This window comes from Streptomyces sp., from assembly GCF_031181555.1.
In the GTDB taxonomy this organism is placed as follows: Bacteria; Actinomycetota; Actinomycetes; order Streptomycetales; family Streptomycetaceae; genus Streptomyces; species Streptomyces fimbriatus.
In genome coordinates this window covers 20,949-36,033 of sequence record NZ_JAPSKQ010000030.1, presented here as the reverse complement: position 1 = coordinate 36,033, position 15,085 = coordinate 20,949, and the positions used below count along the sequence as shown (strand labels likewise).

Sequence of the window (15,085 nt, the reverse complement as noted above, 5' to 3'; positions counted from 1 at the left end):
GTCTACCTCAGCTCCGAACAGGCCTCCGCGACGACCGGTGGGGCCCTGCGCGTGGACGGCGGTTACGTCGACGCGATCCTGCCCTGACCCCGCGGCCACCCGTCGCGGCCCGGTCGGCGCGGCGCCGAAGGTGCGGATGCGCCGTTCCTGCCCGCCGGAGCGGAAAACGGCCGCCGCGGCGCCGCTCGGGCGCCGGGTGCGGCCTCGCCACGCCCTGCGGACGTGCCGCTCACCCGCTCGGTCCGCGTCCGGAAGCAGGCCACCGCGTCCCGGGATCACGGACGAGGCGTGCGCGGGCCGCGCGGGCCGTCAGCGCAGCCGTGCGACCCCGGCGTAGATGTCGCTGTCCTCGGGCGACGGTGCCGGAGGCGTCCTGAACCACTCCGGTGCCGCCACCAGGCCGGGTTCGACGAGATCCAGGCCGTCGAAGAAGCGGGCGACCTCCTCGCGGGTGCGGACACCGAGGCGGATGCAGGCCCCGGCGTACTCGGCGGTGACCTGTTCCGCCGGCTCCGGGTGGAGATCGGACGCGGCGTGCGACATCACCGGGTGGCTGCCGGGCGGCGTCGCGCGCCTGCGGCGCGGCGGCTTCTCGCCCACGGCCTCGTCCACCGGGTAGTTGTCCTTGCCGCCCGGGAGCCAGTCGTGGACCCGCGCGGGATGTGCCTTGCTCGTGTCGGTCCGCGGAGGCTCGGGGATGCCGACCGACATGACGGACTCCGTCCCGCGGATGGGGCACGAAAGCTGACGATCATCAATCCCGCATACCGACCCGGCTCGGACCGGCCGCAGTCGGCCCGGCCCCGGAGTGCCTTCCGTGCTTGGCGGCGGTGACCGCGGCGAGGACCGCCCCGACCGCGAGCACCAGAAGTCCGCGCAGCCACACCCGGGCCTCGACCTGTGTGGCCAGCAGGACGCAGGACGCGGCGCCCAGCACCGGGAGCACGGTGGGTGCCCGGAAGTGGCCGGCCTCGCCCGGGTCGCGGCGGAGGACGAGCACGGCGGCGTTGACGACGAGGAACACCACCAGGAGCAGCAGGACGAGGGTGGACGCCAGGGTGGCGACGTCACCCGTCAGCGCCAGCAGCGCGGCGAGCGCGGTGGTGACCGCGATGGCCGCCCACGGGGTCCGGCGGCCGGGCAGCACCTTGGTCAGCACGGCCGGCAGCAGGCCGTCCCGGGCCATGCCGTAGGCGAGACGGGAGGACATGATGCCGGTGAGCAGCGCGCCGTTGGCCACGGCGACCAGCGCGACGGCGCTGAAGAGCCACGTGGGTACGCCGCCCGCCTCCTTCACGACCTCGAGCAGCGGCCCGCTGGACTCGGCGAGCCGGCCGGTGGGGACGGCCGCCGATGCGGCGACGCCGACCAGCACGTAGACGGCGCCCGCCGTGGCGAGGGCACCGAACAGGGCGCGCGGGTAGGAGCGCCGGGGATCGCGGGTCTCCTCCGCGACGTTCACGGAGGTCTCGAAACCGACGAAGGAGTAGTACGCCAGCACGGCCCCGCTCAGGACGGCTGCGGCCGCCCCCTTCCCGGGCGTGCCGAGGTCGGTGAGCCGCCCGGGGTCCCCGTCGCCCCGCAGCAGCAGCCACGCGCCGAGTACGACGATGACGAGCAGACCACCGACCTCGACGACCGTGGCGACGACGTTGGCGCGGGTGGATTCCTTGATGCCCCGGGCGTTGACCAGGGCGAGTCCGGCCAGGAAGAGGACCGCGACGAGCCCGACGGGCAGGGTGACGAAGGCGGACAGGTAGTCGCCGCCGAAGCCGCGGGCCAGCGCCGCGACCGAGACGATCCCGGCGGCGAGCATGCAGAATCCGGCGACGAAGCCCATGAACGGGCCGAAGGCCCTGGTGGCGTAGTGGGACGCCCCGCCGGCCCTCGGGTACTTCGTCGCCAGTTCGGCGTAGGAGGCCGCGGTGAGCAGCGCCAGCAGCAGGGCCACGACGAGCGGCAGCCAGACGGCTCCGCCGGAGTCGGCGGCGATCTGGCCCACCAGGACGTACACGCCGGCGCCGAGGACGTCGCCGAGGATGAAGAAGTACAGCAGGGGAGTGGTCAGGGCCCGCTTGAGGGCGGGGCCGCCCGACGCGTCCCTGTGCGGGTGTTGCTTGAGGTTCGGCACGTCGCCCCGTGTTTCCCGGATCGCGGGCATCACTCCCACGCCCCACCCGGCCGGCGTTCAGGGGGGTCCGCCGCCGGGACCTCCCGGGGACCGCGCGGTCAGGCCTGCCGGGGTGGTGCCGTGCTCGCGCGCGGCACCAGCCGGGTCGGGACGAGCGTCGTGCCCCGCTCGGGGCCCTCCTGGCGCATCTTGCGCAGCACGGCCCGCACGCAGAGCCGCCCCACCTCGGCGAAGTCCTGGTGGACGGTGGTCAGCGGGGGCAGGAAGGAGGAGGCCTCGGGGATGTCGTCGAAACCGATGACGCTGACGTCCTCGGGTACGCGCCGGCCGCGTTCGTGCAGGGCGCGCAACAGGCCCAGGGCCATCTGGTCGTTGGCGGCGAAGACGGCGGTGCAGTCGTCGTGGGCGGCGAGTTCGAGACCGGCGCGGTAGCCGGACTCCGCCGACCAGTCGCCCCGGATGAGGGGCGGCGCGGCGCGTCCGGCCTCGACGAGGGCGGCCCGCCAGGCGTCCGTGCGGCGCTGGGCGGCGAAGGAGCCCTCCGGGCCGCCGAGGTGCCACACCGTCCGGTGGCCGAGGTCGAGCAGGTGCTGCACGGCGGCGCGGGTGCCCCCGGCCTGGTCGGTGTCGACGACCGTGTAGTGGTCACCGGCGTCGGAGTCGACGACCACGACCTGGACGTGCGGGGGAAGGTGGATCGTCGCCGCGTCCAGCAGGTGGACCTCCATGATGACGATGACGGCGTCGACGGCGAGTTCCTCCAGCCGGGAGAACGCACCGCGCACCTCGGCCTGGGTCGGTACGGCGACCGGCAGCAGGGTCACGGCGTACCCCTCGTGCGCGGCGGAGGTGGCGATCGCCTCGAGTGTGCGCACGTTGCCGGTGGTGGACAGGGTGAAGGTGATGACGCCGATGGTGCGGAACTCGCCGCGCTTGAGCGCGCGGGCCGCGCTGTTGGGCCGGTAGCCGAGTTCCTTCATCGCGGCCAGCACCTGACGGCGGGTCTGCTCGTTCACGCCCGCGTAACCGTTGGACACGCGGGAGACGGTCTGTGCCGAGACCCCCGCGAGGCGGGCCACGTCGGCCATGGAGGCCGTGGTCCGGGCACCGCTGCGGGTGCGGGCACGGGGGCGCCGCGCGGCACCGCCGGTCGGGGCGGCCGCGGCCGCCCCGGTGGTGGGGCCGGGCACGTCAGCCGGCGTTCTCTCGGCCGTGTCCACTCGCCGTCAGCCGCCTTCCTGTCGCTGCTCGCGTCATGGTTTCCCCAAGGGACCCTTGACCGTCCTCACGGGGGCAGTGTAGACATGCCGCCATCCGATGTTTACGCAAACATAACAGCCCGGCGCCCTCCTGCGGTGGCTGATGTTTGCGTAAACATCGCGTGCAGGGGGCATGCCGCCCGGTTCGTGCGCCGGGGCAGCCACCGGTTCCGGAATGGTGACGAGCGAGGAACGAGATGACGACGCTGCAACCGCCGGTGGCCGCCGGGCCGCGGCCGGCGCCTCCCCCGGCGAGACGGGACCGCCGCTCCTGGACGGGGTGGGGTTTCCTCGGTCCCTTCGTGGCCGTGTTCGCCCTGGTCTTCCTGGCCCCGATCGTGTATTCGCTCTACCTGAGCCTCTTCCGCGACCAGCTCATCGGCGGGACCACCTTCGTCGGTCTCGACAACTACCAGCAGGCCCTGCGGGACGAGCGGTTCTGGGCCGCCCTCGGCCGGGTCTCGCTCTTCCTGTGCGTCCAGGTCCCGGTCATGCTCGGCATCGCCCTGCTGGTGGCCCTGGCCCTGGACAGCGGCCGGCTCTACGGCAGGAACTTCTTCCGCGTCTCGGTCTTCCTGCCGTACGCGGTGCCGGCCGTCGTCGCCACGCTCATGTGGAGCTACATGTACGGCACCCGCTTCGGCCTCGTCGGCGACCTCAACGACGCCCTCGGCCTCTCGCTGCCCGACCCGCTCTCCCCCGGCCTCGTGCTGGCCTCCATCGGCAACATCGTCACCTGGGAGTTCGTCGGCTACAACATGCTGATCTTCTACTCGGCGCTGCGCGTCGTCCCGCACTCCCTCTACGAGGCGGCCGAGATCGACGGCGCCGGCCAGATCCGCGTCATCACCGCCATCAAGCTGCCCGCGATCCGCGGTGCCCTCGTCATCGCGACGATCTTCTCCATCATCGGCAGCTTCCAGTTGTTCAACGAGCCCAGCGTCATGCAGAAGCTGGCGCCCAACGCCATCACCACCGACTACACGCCGAACTTCTACACCTACTCGCTGTCCTTCTCCGGGCAGCAGCACAACTACTCCGCGACGGTCGCCATCGTCATGGGGCTGATCACCATGGTCATCGCCTATGTCGTCCAGCTGCGCGGCATGCGCAAGGGAGTGTGAGGCAGCGATGACCACCACCGTCACCCCCGCCGCCCCCGGTCCCGCGGCCTCCCCGTCCGGCGCCTCCAGATCCGTGCCCCGGCTGCGCACGCCCCGGCGCGGGCACACGGCCGGGCGGCCCCGGCGCAGCGTCCTGCTGACCGTGCTCACCGGCCTGGTTCTGCTCTACAGTCTCGTGCCCCTGGTGTGGCTGCTCATCAGCGCCACCAAGACCCAGGAGGGGCTGTCCCGTTCGTTCGGCCTGTGGTTCGACGGCGACTTCGCCCTCTGGGACAACATCACCGAGACGTTCACCTACGCCGACGGCGTCTTCACCCGCTGGCTGCTCAACACCGTGCTGTACGTGGTGGTGGGCGCCGGGGGCGCCACCTTCCTCGCGGTGCTGGGCGGTTACGCGCTCGCCAAGTTCGACTTCCCCGGACGCCGCGCCGTCCTCGCCGTCGTCATCGGCGCGGTCGCCGTGCCGGGGACCGCGCTGGCGGTACCGACCTTCCTGATGTTCAGCGCCATGGGGCTCACCAACACCCCCTGGGCCGTGATCATCCCTTCGCTGATCTCCCCGTTCGGCCTGTATCTGATGTGGGTGTTCGCCGGTGAGGCCATCCCGACCGAGCTGCTGGAGGCGGCCCGGATCGACGGCGCCGGCGAGGTGCGCACCTTCTTCACCGTCGCCCTGCCGCTGCTGGCGCCGGGCATCGTCACCGTGTCGCTGTTCACCATGGTCGCCACCTGGAACAACTACTTCCTGCCGCTGATCATGATCAAGGACCCGGACTGGTATCCGCTCACCCTGGGCCTGAACAGCTGGAACGCCCAGGCCGAGACCGCCGGTGGCCAGCCCGTGTTCCACCTGGTCGTCACCGGCTCCCTGATCACCATCGTCCCGCTCGTCGCCGCGTTCCTGCTGCTGCAGAAGTACTGGCAGTCCGGACTCGCCGCCGGAAGCGTCAAGGAATAGCGCCACCGACCCCGCTGTGCTCCGCCGCGCGGCTCGTCCGGCCTGCCCCCCTTGCCCGAACGGGCCCGCGCCGCGCGGTGGTTGCCCCTGCCCCTGTCCTCACCACCGGTCACGGTTTCGGCCACGAAGAAGTGGAAGCTCGACCATGCACAAGCACTCCCGCCGCCTGCTGCGCGGCATCGGCCTCGTCTGCGCCCTCGCCCTGGGAGCCACCGCCTGCGGTGGCTCCGACGACGGGGGATCAGGCCCGAAGAACGTCTCCGAGTCGGACGTCCGGGCCGCGCTCGAGAAGGGCGGCACCCTCACCGTCTGGGCGTGGGAACCCACGCTGAAGGAGGTGGCCGCCGACTTCGAGAAGGAGCACCCCGGCGTCGAGGTGAACCTCGTCAACGCCGGCACCGGCAACGACCAGTACAAGGCGCTGCAGAACGCCATGTCCGCCAAGAAGGGCGTCCCGGACGTCGCCCAGGTCGAGTACTACGCCATGGGCCAGTACGCGCTCACGAAGCAGCTCACCGATCTGACGGGCTTCGGCGCCGGCAAGCTCGCCGACCAGTACTCCCCCGGCCCGTGGAACGGCGTGAAGGCCGGCGGCGAGGGCGTCTACGGCCTGCCCATGGACTCCGGGCCCATGGCGCTGTTCTACAACAAGAAGGTCTTCGACAGGCACGGGATCGAGGTGCCCACGACGTGGGACGAGTACGTGGACGCGGCCCGCGCCCTGCGCAAGGCGGACCCGAAGGCGTACATCACCAACGACGCCGGTGACGCGGGCTTCGCCACCAGCCTGCTGTGGCAGGCCGGTTCGCGGCCCTACACGGTCGACGGCACCGAGGTGAGGATCGACTTCTCCGACGAGGGCGCGAAGAAGTACACCGGCACCTGGCAGAAGCTCCTCGACGAGAAGCTGGTCGCGCCCGTCACCAGCTGGTCCGACGAGTGGTACAAGGGCCTGGGCGACGGCACCATCGCCACGCTGGCCATCGGTGCCTGGATGCCCGCCAACCTCGCCTCGGGCGTGAAGGACACCGCAGGTGACTGGCGCGTCGCCCCGCTGCCGCAGTGGGAGGCCGGCGCCGAGGCGAGCGCGGAGAACGGCGGCAGCGCCCTCACCCTGCCCGAACTCGGCGGGAACGAAGCACTGGCCTACGCCTTCGTCGAGTACGCGACCGCGGGCAAGGGCGTGGACACGCGTGTGGAGGGCGGCGCGTTCCCGGCCACCACCGCGCAGCTGAACTCCCGGGAGTTCCAGGACACGAAGTTCCCGTACTTCGGCGGGCAGCAGGTCAACAAGATCTTCGCCGAGTCGGCCGCGAACGTCGCCGACGACTGGTCGTACCTGCCGTACCAGGTGTACGCCAACTCGATCTTCAACGACACCGTCGGCAAGGCCTACATCTCGGACACCACGCTGGCGGAAGGGCTGAAGGCCTGGCAGGACGCCTCCGTCGAGTACGGCAACGAGCAGGGCTTCACCGTCGAGAAGTAGCACGCCGGGCGGCGTGCACACCCCGCGCCGCCCGACGGCCCCCCACCCCGGAAGGACCGCCATGATCTCCACCCTCCTGTCCCGCACCGCCGGGGCGGACGGTGCCCCCGCCCCCCGTCTCGTCTACGGCGCCGACTACAACCCCGAGCAGTGGCCCCGCACCGTGTGGGAGGAGGACGTCCGGCTGATGCGCGAGGCCGGCGTGAACCTCGTGTCCGTGGGGATCTTCTCCTGGGCCCGCATCCAACCGGCCGAGGACACCTGGGACTTCGCCTGGCTCGACGAGGTCCTGGACCTGCTGCACGAGGGCGGCGTCGGAGTCGACCTGGCCACCGCCACCGCCTCCCCGCCGCCGTGGCTCACCACGGCCCACCCGGAGATCCTGCCGGTCACGGCCACCGGCGAGACGCTGTGGCCGGGGGCGCGCCAGCACTGGCGTCCCACCTCGCCCGTCTTCCGCCGGTACGCGCTGCGCCTGGTCCGGGAGCTGGCCACCCGCTACGCCGGTCACCCCGCGCTCGTCGCCTGGCACGTCAACAACGAGCTGGGCTGCCACAACGTCTACGACTACTCCGACGACGCGGCCCGCGCCTTCCGGGACTGGCTGCGCGCCCGCTACACCACGCTCGACGCGCTCAACAGCGCCTGGGGGACGGCCTTCTGGTCGCAGCGGTACACCGACTGGGAGCAGATCCTGCCGCCGCGGCTGGCCGCCTCCCACCCCAATCCCACGCAGCAGCTGGACTTCAAGCGCTTCTCGTCGGACGCGCTCAAGGAGCATCTGCGCGCCGAGCGGGAGATCCTGCGGGAGATCACGCCGGGGGTCCCCGTCACCACCAACTTCATGGTGATGGGCGGCACCAAGGGCATGAACTACCCCGACTGGGCCGACGAGATCGACTTCGTCTCCAACGACCACTACGTCCACCCCGGCCCGCAGGACCGCGACGAGCTGTCCTTCTCCGCCAACCTCACCAGCGGCATCTCCGGCGGACGGCCCTGGTTCCTGATGGAGCACTCCACCAGCGCCGTCAACTGGCAGGCCGTGAACGTCGCCAAACGCCCCGGTGACCTGGCCCGCGACTCGCTGCTGCACGTCGCGCACGGAGCGGACGCGGTGTGCTTCTTCCAGTGGCGGCAGTCGGCGGCGGGCGCCGAGAAGTACCACTCCGCGATGGTCCCGCACGCCGGCCCGGACAGCGACCTGTTCCGCGCGGTGGCCGAGCTCGGCGCCACCCTGAAGACGCTCGCCCCGGTCGCCGGGACCGAACGGGAACCCGCCCGGGTCGGCATCCTCTACGACTGGGAGTCGTGGTGGGCGAGCGAGCAGGACTCCCACCCCACCTCCCTGCTCGACTACCGGCAGGAGGCACTCGACTGGTACTCGGCGCTCCTCGCCCTCGGCATCCGCGCCGACCTCGTCACCACCCGGGCCGACCTGCACCGCCACCAGGTGCTGATCGCCCCCGTGCTGCACCTGGTCCCCGCCGACCTGGCCAAGACGCTCACCCGGTACGCCGAACAGGGCGGCCATCTGATCACCACGTACTTCTCCGGCGTCGTCGACGAGCACGACCACGTCTGGCTCGGCGGCTATCCGGGAGCCCTGCGGGACCTGCTCGGCATCCGCATCGAGGAGTTCGGGCCGCTGCTCGCCGGTGACAGCGTGGAGCTGGACGACGCCACGACCGGCAGCCTGTGGACCGACCGGATCACCGTGACCGCCTCCGACACCGAGGTCCTGGTCCGCTACCGCACCGGCGTGCACGCCGGCCGCCCCGCCGTCACCCGCCGTCCGACGGGCTCCGGCTCGGCCGCGTACGTCTCCACCCGGCTCGGTGTCGAGGGCCTCACCGCCCTGCTGCCCAGGCTGCTGGCACCGGCCGGTGTGGAGAGCGAACTGCCCGCCGACGTACGCGGGCTGGTCGAACCGGCCGTGCGCCGGGGCGGCGGTGGCCGGTTCCTGTTCCTGGTGAACCGGACCGACGAGACCGTTGCGGTGCGCGGTGTGCCCGGAGACGTACTGCTCGGGACCACCGGCGCCGACGGTGCCCTCACCCTCGGGCCCCGCGCCGTCGCCGTGCTGCGGCAGCCGGCCGCCTGAGACACCCCCTCAACTCCCCGGAACGGCACGCACCCGTTCCGGGGGCCATCCCCTCCCCTCGGCGGCGAACCCGGCGGGAGGGTCCACCAGAACGCGACCCCACCTCCATGTTGGGAGCACACCGATGGCACGCCGCACCCGCAACAGACGGCTCCTCACAGCCGCCGCCCTCACCGCCCTGGCCACCGGGGCCGCCCTGCTGTCCGCCCCGGCCTCCACCGCACAGGTGACCGCGGACACCCCTTCCGTCACGGTCCGGCCGGACCCCTCGTACCAGCAGGAGAGGTTCGAGGGCTGGGGCACCAGCCTGGTCTGGTTCGCCAACGCCACCGGCGACTACCCGCCCGAGATACGCGAGAAGCTCGCGCAACTCCTCTTCGGCGACGACGGGCTCGCCCTGAACATCGCCCGCTACAACATCGGCGGCGGCAACGCGCCGGACGTGAAGGACTACCTGCGGGCCGGAGGGGCCGTCGAAGGCTGGTGGAAGGCGCCCGCGGGCACCACCCGCGAGGACACCGACTGGTGGGACGCCGAGGACCCCGCCGACTGGAACCCGAAGGCGGACGCCACCCAGCGGTGGTGGGTGGACCGCATCAAGAAGGACATCACCCACTGGGAGACCTTCAGCAACTCACCGCCCTGGTTCATGACGGTCAGCGGTTACGTCTCCGGCGGGTTCGACGCCACCACCGACCAGTTGAAGACCGGCTCGGTCGACGACTTCGCCGCCTACCTGGCGGGCGCCACCCGGCGGCTGGAGCGGGCGCACGGCATCGAGGTCGACACCGTCGACCCCTTCAACGAGCCGAACACCCCCTACTGGAGCACCCGCCTGGGCCCGGACGGCGAACCCGTCGGTGGCCGCCAGGAAGGCGCCCACATGGGCCCCGAGCTGCAGGAGAAGGTGCTGCACGCCCTCGCCCCGGCGCTGAGGGAGGCGGGGACCGGCGCGGAGATCTCCGCCATGGACGAGACCAACCCGTCCATTTTCGCGCAGAACTGGAACGCCTACTCCCCCGGGACCCGTGACCTCGTCGGTCAGATGAACGTCCACACCTACGGCACCGGCCAGCGCACCACCGTCCGTGACCTCTCCAAGGCCGAGGACAAGCGGCTGTGGATGAGCGAGGTCGAGGGCGACTGGGGCGACGGGCAGAGCTTCACGGACATGCGCCCCGGTCTCGGCCTCGCCCAGCGCATCGTCGACGACCTGCGCGAACTCGAGCCGCGCGCCTGGGTGTTCTGGCAGCCCGTCGAGGACTACGACAACATGAGGCCCGGCGGCGAGTCCGCCAAGGGCGGCAACTGGGGCGAGATCCAGCTCCCCTTCAGCTGCACCTCGCAGGACACCCTCGAGACCTGTCCCATCCGTACGAACACCAAGTTCGACACCGCCCGCAACTTCACCCACTTCATCAGGCCCGGTGACCGGCTGATCAAGGTGAACGACACCTCCAGCGCCGCCGCGGTGACGAAGAACGGCAAGGGCGCCTCGCTCGTCCACGTCAACGGCACCACCACGCCGCGCACCGTCACCCTCGACCTGTCCAAGTTCCGCCACATCAGCCGGAACGCGACCGTCACGCCCGTCGTGACCAGCGCCGACGGCAAGCTGGAACGGCACGACGCCCTCACGGTCGACGACCGCGCGGCCACCTTCACCGTGCCCGCGCAGTCGGTGACGTCCTTCGTCGTCGAGGGCGTCTCGGGCGTCGCGAAGGACGCCCCGCTGCTGCGCAAGGGGCACACCTACACCCTGACCGGCGTGCAGAGCGGCAAGGCCGTCACCGTCGCGGACGACGGCACCGGCCTGGTCATCGGCGCGGGCGACGGCTCTGCCTCCCAGCAGTGGCGGCTGAGCGCGGTGCGCCCCGACGACGGCGTCCGCCAGCGCTACGAGTTCACCAACCCGGTGGACGGCAAGCGCCTGACCGTTCGCGACAACGTCCCGGTGGCCGAACCGCACACCGGCGAGCGGGACGCGGCGGCCGAGTGGATCATGTCCACCACGGGTGACGGCACCTGGACGCTGGTCAACGCGGCCACCGGACGCCTCCTGGAGGTCGGCGGCCAGGCCACGCACGAGGGCGCCGCGGTCACCACCTGGCCGCCCAACTCCGGTTCCAACCAACGCTGGACGGTCACGGACGTGACGGACTGACCGGCTGCCGCACCGACCGGCCGGCCGCACCGCCCGCACGGTGGTGCGGCCCGGCCGTTTCCACGACACCCCACGGAGAAGCAGTGACACACGACGACGCCCCCGAGCGCGAGGTACGCCGCCGCATGGCGAACCACGAGTTGTACACCGACTCCGCGCCCGGTCTGGAGCGCCTCGAGGAGGAACGGTTCCGCGGCAAGGAACTCGCCGCCGAGTACAACGGCACCGGCCCGCGCGACCAGGAGGCCCGCCGCGCCCTCCTGGCCGAACTGCTCGGCTCGGTGGGCCGAGGGGTGTGGATCGAACCGCCGCTGCACGTCGCCTACGGCAGTCATGTGCACCTCGGCGACGACGTGTACGTCAACTTCGGCCTCACCCTGGTCGACGACGTCGAGGTCTTCGTCGGTGACCGCGTGATGTTCGCGCCCCACGTGACCATCAGCACCACCGGCCATCCCGTCCACCCGGAACTGCGCCGGGACGGCAGCCAGTTCTCGGCGCCGGTGCGCATCGAGGACGACGTGTGGATCGGGGCCGGCGCGGTGATCCTGCCCGGCGTGACCGCCGGGCGGGGCTCGGTCGTCGGCGCGGGCAGTGTGGTGACCGCCGATGTGCCGCCGATGACCGTCGTCGCCGGGACCCCGGCCCGCGTGCTGCGGCCGATCACCGACGCGGACCGGGAGTGGACCTACCGGGCGCCCGGTACCGCGCGGAGCTGACACAGCCTCCCTCGTCGAGCACCGGGCCGCGGCGTCGTCCGCCCGCCGGGACAGGGACACGGCCGAGGTGAGCCGTTCGATGGTCACCGGCACGTCCCGGTCCTCGCGGCACAGTGCGGCGAGGGTGGTCGCGGGCACGACCACCAGGCCGGGCGCCCCGGTGCCCACCACCGCGTCGAGCGCGGCCCGGCGGGTGCGCCGACGGTGGTACCCGGGGCCGCGTCCACGGTGGGGAAGTACGTGCTCTCCGGCGGGTTCGCGAGGGTGGTGACGGGGAGGCGCCTGCCGCTGCCCCCGCCCACGGCGGCCGGTTCACCCGCCCGCCGTCCGGTCGACCCAAGAGTTAACGGATCATTGGGTCGCATGTGGTGTGAGGGGGCTGTCGTGTTGGGCATGGTCTTGTCATGAACCTGTGACCCGATGGTCGGGTCACAGCCCCATGGAGGTGTGGGATGCACCGAAGACTCGCCACCGCACTCGCCTCTTCGGCCCTGGCCCTGGCCGGTGTCGTCGGCACCACCACAACCGCCGAAGCCGCTCCCGCCGACAAGGCCCAGGTCCTCGCGAGCTGGACGCAGACCAGCGCGTCGAGCTACAACCTCTGGAGCGCGGCACAGGCCAACCAATCCGCCTGGTCCGCCTACGGGTTCAACTGGACCACCGACTACTGCTCGTCCTCTCCCGACAACCCGTTCGGCTTCCCCTTCTCGATGTCGTGCGCCCGCCACGACTTCGGCTACCGCAATTACAAGGCCATGGGCACCTTCACCGCCAACAAGGCACGACTGGACAGCGCCTTCTACGAGGACCTCAAGCGCGTCTGCGCCCGCTACAGCGGCGCGACGAAGACCGCCTGCGACAGCACCGCGTGGACGTACTACCAGGCCGTCAAGACTTTCGGCTGAGCACACCGCTCGCCGAGCCGGGTGCCGCCGCTCCACCTCACCGGGCCTGCGGCGCCCGGCACGCCCCACACGAGAGGCCCTAGCGCTGCGGGACGTCCTTGACGAACACGATGCCGTCGCTGTCCGCCAGGTGGGCCGGGTCGAGCGGGGCGTAGCCGAACCAGGGGGATACGCGGGGCACGGGCCGTGTGCCGCCGAGGGCGGTGGCCAGCCGCGGGGCACCGATGACGCAGCGGTCCTCCGGGAGCGCGTACAGGAGTCCTTCGAGGGTGTCCGGCGGCGGCGTGTCCACTCCCTGGTGCCGGATCGTGCCGAGGGCCGTGGCCACGAAGGCGTACTCCTCGCCGAGCCGGGCGCTCACCAGCGCGCCGGCGCTCCACCACTCCACCGGCGTCCCGCCCATCCGCATCGAGCTCTTGGCGCGTTGGAGATGGGCGTTGTGGGCGTGGACGAGTGCCGGGCCCCGTTCGGCGACGGCGAGGAGGTTGTGGGCCATCATCTGGTCCCGGACGCCCACCAGCCGTGTCATGCGGGCCGGTGAGGTGTCGGCCATCCAGCGGTGGTAGCGCAGCAGGCCGGTCGCGGTGCGCCCGTACAGGCGTGCCCGGTCCCAGTCGTCCCGCGAGGCCGCCGTGATCGGATGCGGCGTCAGCGCGTCGAGCAGCGCCACCAAGTCGTCGGCGAGCAGCCGCAATTGCCCGGCCTCGGCCGACTGTCCCACGGACCGGGACGGGTCCGTCATCGCGGCGGGATCGGTCCACCGGTCGTCGGTGCCGAGCAGGCGGTCGAGCGTTTCCGCGGTGCAGGGGAGCAGGTCCGCGTCCACCCGGGCCGCGAGATGGCCGTGGAGTGCGGTGAGGGCCTGCCGGGGACTCGCGGCGTGGGTGATCTCCAGCGGGCCGTCGAATCCGGCGAAGCGGAGCCGCTCGGACGCGGGCCGGCCGTCGTTGTCGGCGCGGACGTTGTAGGTGCGCATCCAGCGCACGAGCTCGCGGTTGGCCGCGGACGCGCCCCACCCGTGACTGAATCCGCGCTCCATGACCTCGTCGAGGGTGCCCGTGCCCGCGGTGACGTAGTCGTCCACGGCCAGGCCCGTCAGGCAGTCGCTCTCGATCGCGATCGTCCGGTAGCCCTCCTGCTCGACCAGCTGCCGGAAGAGCTCGTTGCGCAGGTCGAGGAGAGCGTCCTCGCCGTGGGTGGGCTCGCCCAGGGCGAGCATCCGCGGCCGGGCCGGGAGCAGCCCCATGACGGCAGTCGCCCCGACGGCATGGGCGATGTCCTTGATGTCGGTAGCCATGCCCTCAACGGTATCGTTGAACTTTCGGTTGAAACTTTCTCGCGACAGCGGCAGGATCATGGGGCGAAACTCTCAAAAGGGCGAGCGGCTCAGGCCGGTTGATCTGGCGCGCGGGCACGGTCTGTCCACACAGGCGATCAGGAACTACGAGGAGGCCGGCATCCTTCCGGCCGCCGGGCGCACGCCCCACGGCTACCGCACCTATACCCCGCTGCACGCGGGAGCCCTGCGCGCGTTCCTCGCCCTGGTGCCCGGCCACGGCCACCGGACGGCGGCGTCGATCATGCGGGCGGTGAACCAGGGTGCGGCCGAGGAGGCGTTCCGCATCATCGACGAGAGCCACGCCCAGCTCCTCGACGACCGCCGGACCCTCCAGGCCGTGGAGAGCGCCCTCCGTGACCTGGAGCCCGCCCCGGCACCCGAGCCCGGTGCGGGACCCGGTCCGGCCGGGGTGTCCGGGCCCGGCGGCACGTTCATCGGGCCGCTGGCGGGGAAGCTCGGCATCCGGCCCGCGACGCTGCGCGCGTGGGAGCGTGCCGGGCTGGTGAGCCCGCGCCGCGATCCGCGGACCGGGTACCGCGTCTACGACGAGGCCGACGTACGGGACGCCCGGCTGGCCCACCAACTCAGGCGGGGCGGCTACCTGCTGGAGCAGATCGCCCCGCTGATCGCCCAGGTGCGGGCGGCCGGCGGGCTGGAGCCGCTGGAGGCCGCACTGCGCGACTGGCGCGGCCGGCTGTCCGCCCGCGGGCGGGCGATGCTGACCGGGGCCGCCGAGCTGGAGGCGTACCTGCGCGAGCGCGGATGAGGCGTCGGCCGCCGGGCCCGTCCGGCCCCCTCCCCCGCCCCTGCCTTCCGCTGCCGGTGGCGAAAGACACCGCGGGCCCTGCGGCGAGGAGACGAACACCCTCGCCGCAGGGCCCGCGGTACAACCG

12 protein-coding genes and 1 pseudogene are annotated in these 15,085 nt (G+C 72.0%); 9 read left to right on the top strand and 4 right to left on the bottom strand.

Annotation, left to right across the window (positions count from 1 at the left end):
- Nucleotides 1–87 (top strand): annotated as a pseudogene (locus RIM90_RS09355) (oxidoreductase); the annotation flags it as partial.
- Between the two features lie 222 nt (nucleotides 88–309).
- Here the strand turns inward: RIM90_RS09355 and RIM90_RS09350 are convergent.
- The 3 genes from RIM90_RS09350 to RIM90_RS09340 form a co-directional block, all read right to left on the bottom strand.
- On the bottom strand, nucleotides 310–711 hold the full coding sequence (locus RIM90_RS09350) for an SAM-dependent methyltransferase (RefSeq protein ID WP_309060131.1): 402 nt from the start codon (nucleotides 709–711) through the stop codon (nucleotides 310–312).
- 43 nt (nucleotides 712–754) lie between these two features.
- Nucleotides 755–2,131 carry an APC family permease gene (locus RIM90_RS09345; RefSeq protein ID WP_375165414.1) on the bottom strand — a complete coding sequence of 459 codons (1,377 nt, stop codon included), beginning with the start codon at nucleotides 2,129–2,131 and terminating at the stop codon, nucleotides 755–757.
- A gap of 98 nt (nucleotides 2,132–2,229) precedes the next feature.
- Complete coding sequence (locus tag RIM90_RS09340) at nucleotides 2,230–3,219, bottom strand: LacI family DNA-binding transcriptional regulator (protein ID WP_309060143.1); 990 nt, start codon at nucleotides 3,217–3,219, stop codon at nucleotides 2,230–2,232.
- Nucleotides 3,220–3,587: 368 nt separating this feature from the next.
- Between RIM90_RS09340 and RIM90_RS09335 the strand changes: the two genes are divergently transcribed.
- The 7 genes from RIM90_RS09335 to RIM90_RS09300 all read left to right on the top strand — a co-directional run bounded on the left by RIM90_RS09335 (nucleotide 3,588) and on the right by RIM90_RS09300 (nucleotide 12,853).
- On the top strand, nucleotides 3,588–4,514 hold the full coding sequence (locus RIM90_RS09335; protein ID WP_309060129.1) for a sugar ABC transporter permease: 927 nt from the start codon (nucleotides 3,588–3,590) through the stop codon (nucleotides 4,512–4,514).
- A gap of 7 nt (nucleotides 4,515–4,521) precedes the next feature.
- Nucleotides 4,522–5,472, top strand: a complete 951-nt coding sequence (locus RIM90_RS09330; RefSeq protein WP_309060128.1) for a carbohydrate ABC transporter permease — start codon at nucleotides 4,522–4,524, stop codon at nucleotides 5,470–5,472.
- 145 nt (nucleotides 5,473–5,617) lie between these two features.
- The gene (locus RIM90_RS09325; protein ID WP_309060127.1) at nucleotides 5,618–6,961 is read left to right on the top strand and encodes a sugar ABC transporter substrate-binding protein; all 1,344 of its coding nucleotides are present in this window, start codon (nucleotides 5,618–5,620) and stop codon (nucleotides 6,959–6,961) included.
- 61 nt (nucleotides 6,962–7,022) lie between these two features.
- On the top strand, nucleotides 7,023–9,065 hold the full coding sequence (locus tag RIM90_RS09320; protein ID WP_309060126.1) for a beta-galactosidase: 2,043 nt from the start codon (nucleotides 7,023–7,025) through the stop codon (nucleotides 9,063–9,065).
- Nucleotides 9,066–9,189: 124 nt separating this feature from the next.
- Nucleotides 9,190–11,229 carry an RICIN domain-containing protein gene (locus tag RIM90_RS09315; RefSeq protein ID WP_309060125.1) on the top strand — a complete coding sequence of 680 codons (2,040 nt, stop codon included), beginning with the start codon at nucleotides 9,190–9,192 and terminating at the stop codon, nucleotides 11,227–11,229.
- A gap of 125 nt (nucleotides 11,230–11,354) precedes the next feature.
- The gene (locus tag RIM90_RS09310; protein ID WP_309060142.1) at nucleotides 11,355–11,948 is read left to right on the top strand and encodes a sugar O-acetyltransferase; all 594 of its coding nucleotides are present in this window, start codon (nucleotides 11,355–11,357) and stop codon (nucleotides 11,946–11,948) included.
- Nucleotides 11,949–12,400: 452 nt separating this feature from the next.
- The gene (locus RIM90_RS09300; protein WP_309060124.1) at nucleotides 12,401–12,853 is read left to right on the top strand and encodes a phospholipase; all 453 of its coding nucleotides are present in this window, start codon (nucleotides 12,401–12,403) and stop codon (nucleotides 12,851–12,853) included.
- 79 nt (nucleotides 12,854–12,932) lie between these two features.
- On the opposite strand, the gene RIM90_RS09295 is transcribed toward RIM90_RS09300, so the two are convergent.
- On the bottom strand, nucleotides 12,933–14,150 hold the full coding sequence (locus RIM90_RS09295; protein WP_309060123.1) for an erythromycin esterase family protein: 1,218 nt from the start codon (nucleotides 14,148–14,150) through the stop codon (nucleotides 12,933–12,935).
- A gap of 58 nt (nucleotides 14,151–14,208) precedes the next feature.
- Here RIM90_RS09295 and RIM90_RS09290 point away from each other — a divergent pair, with 58 nt between their 5' ends.
- Entirely contained in the window at nucleotides 14,209–14,958 is a 750-nt protein-coding gene (locus RIM90_RS09290) for a TioE family transcriptional regulator (protein ID WP_309060122.1), read from the top strand.
- The last annotated feature ends 127 nt before the right edge of the window (nucleotides 14,959–15,085 follow it).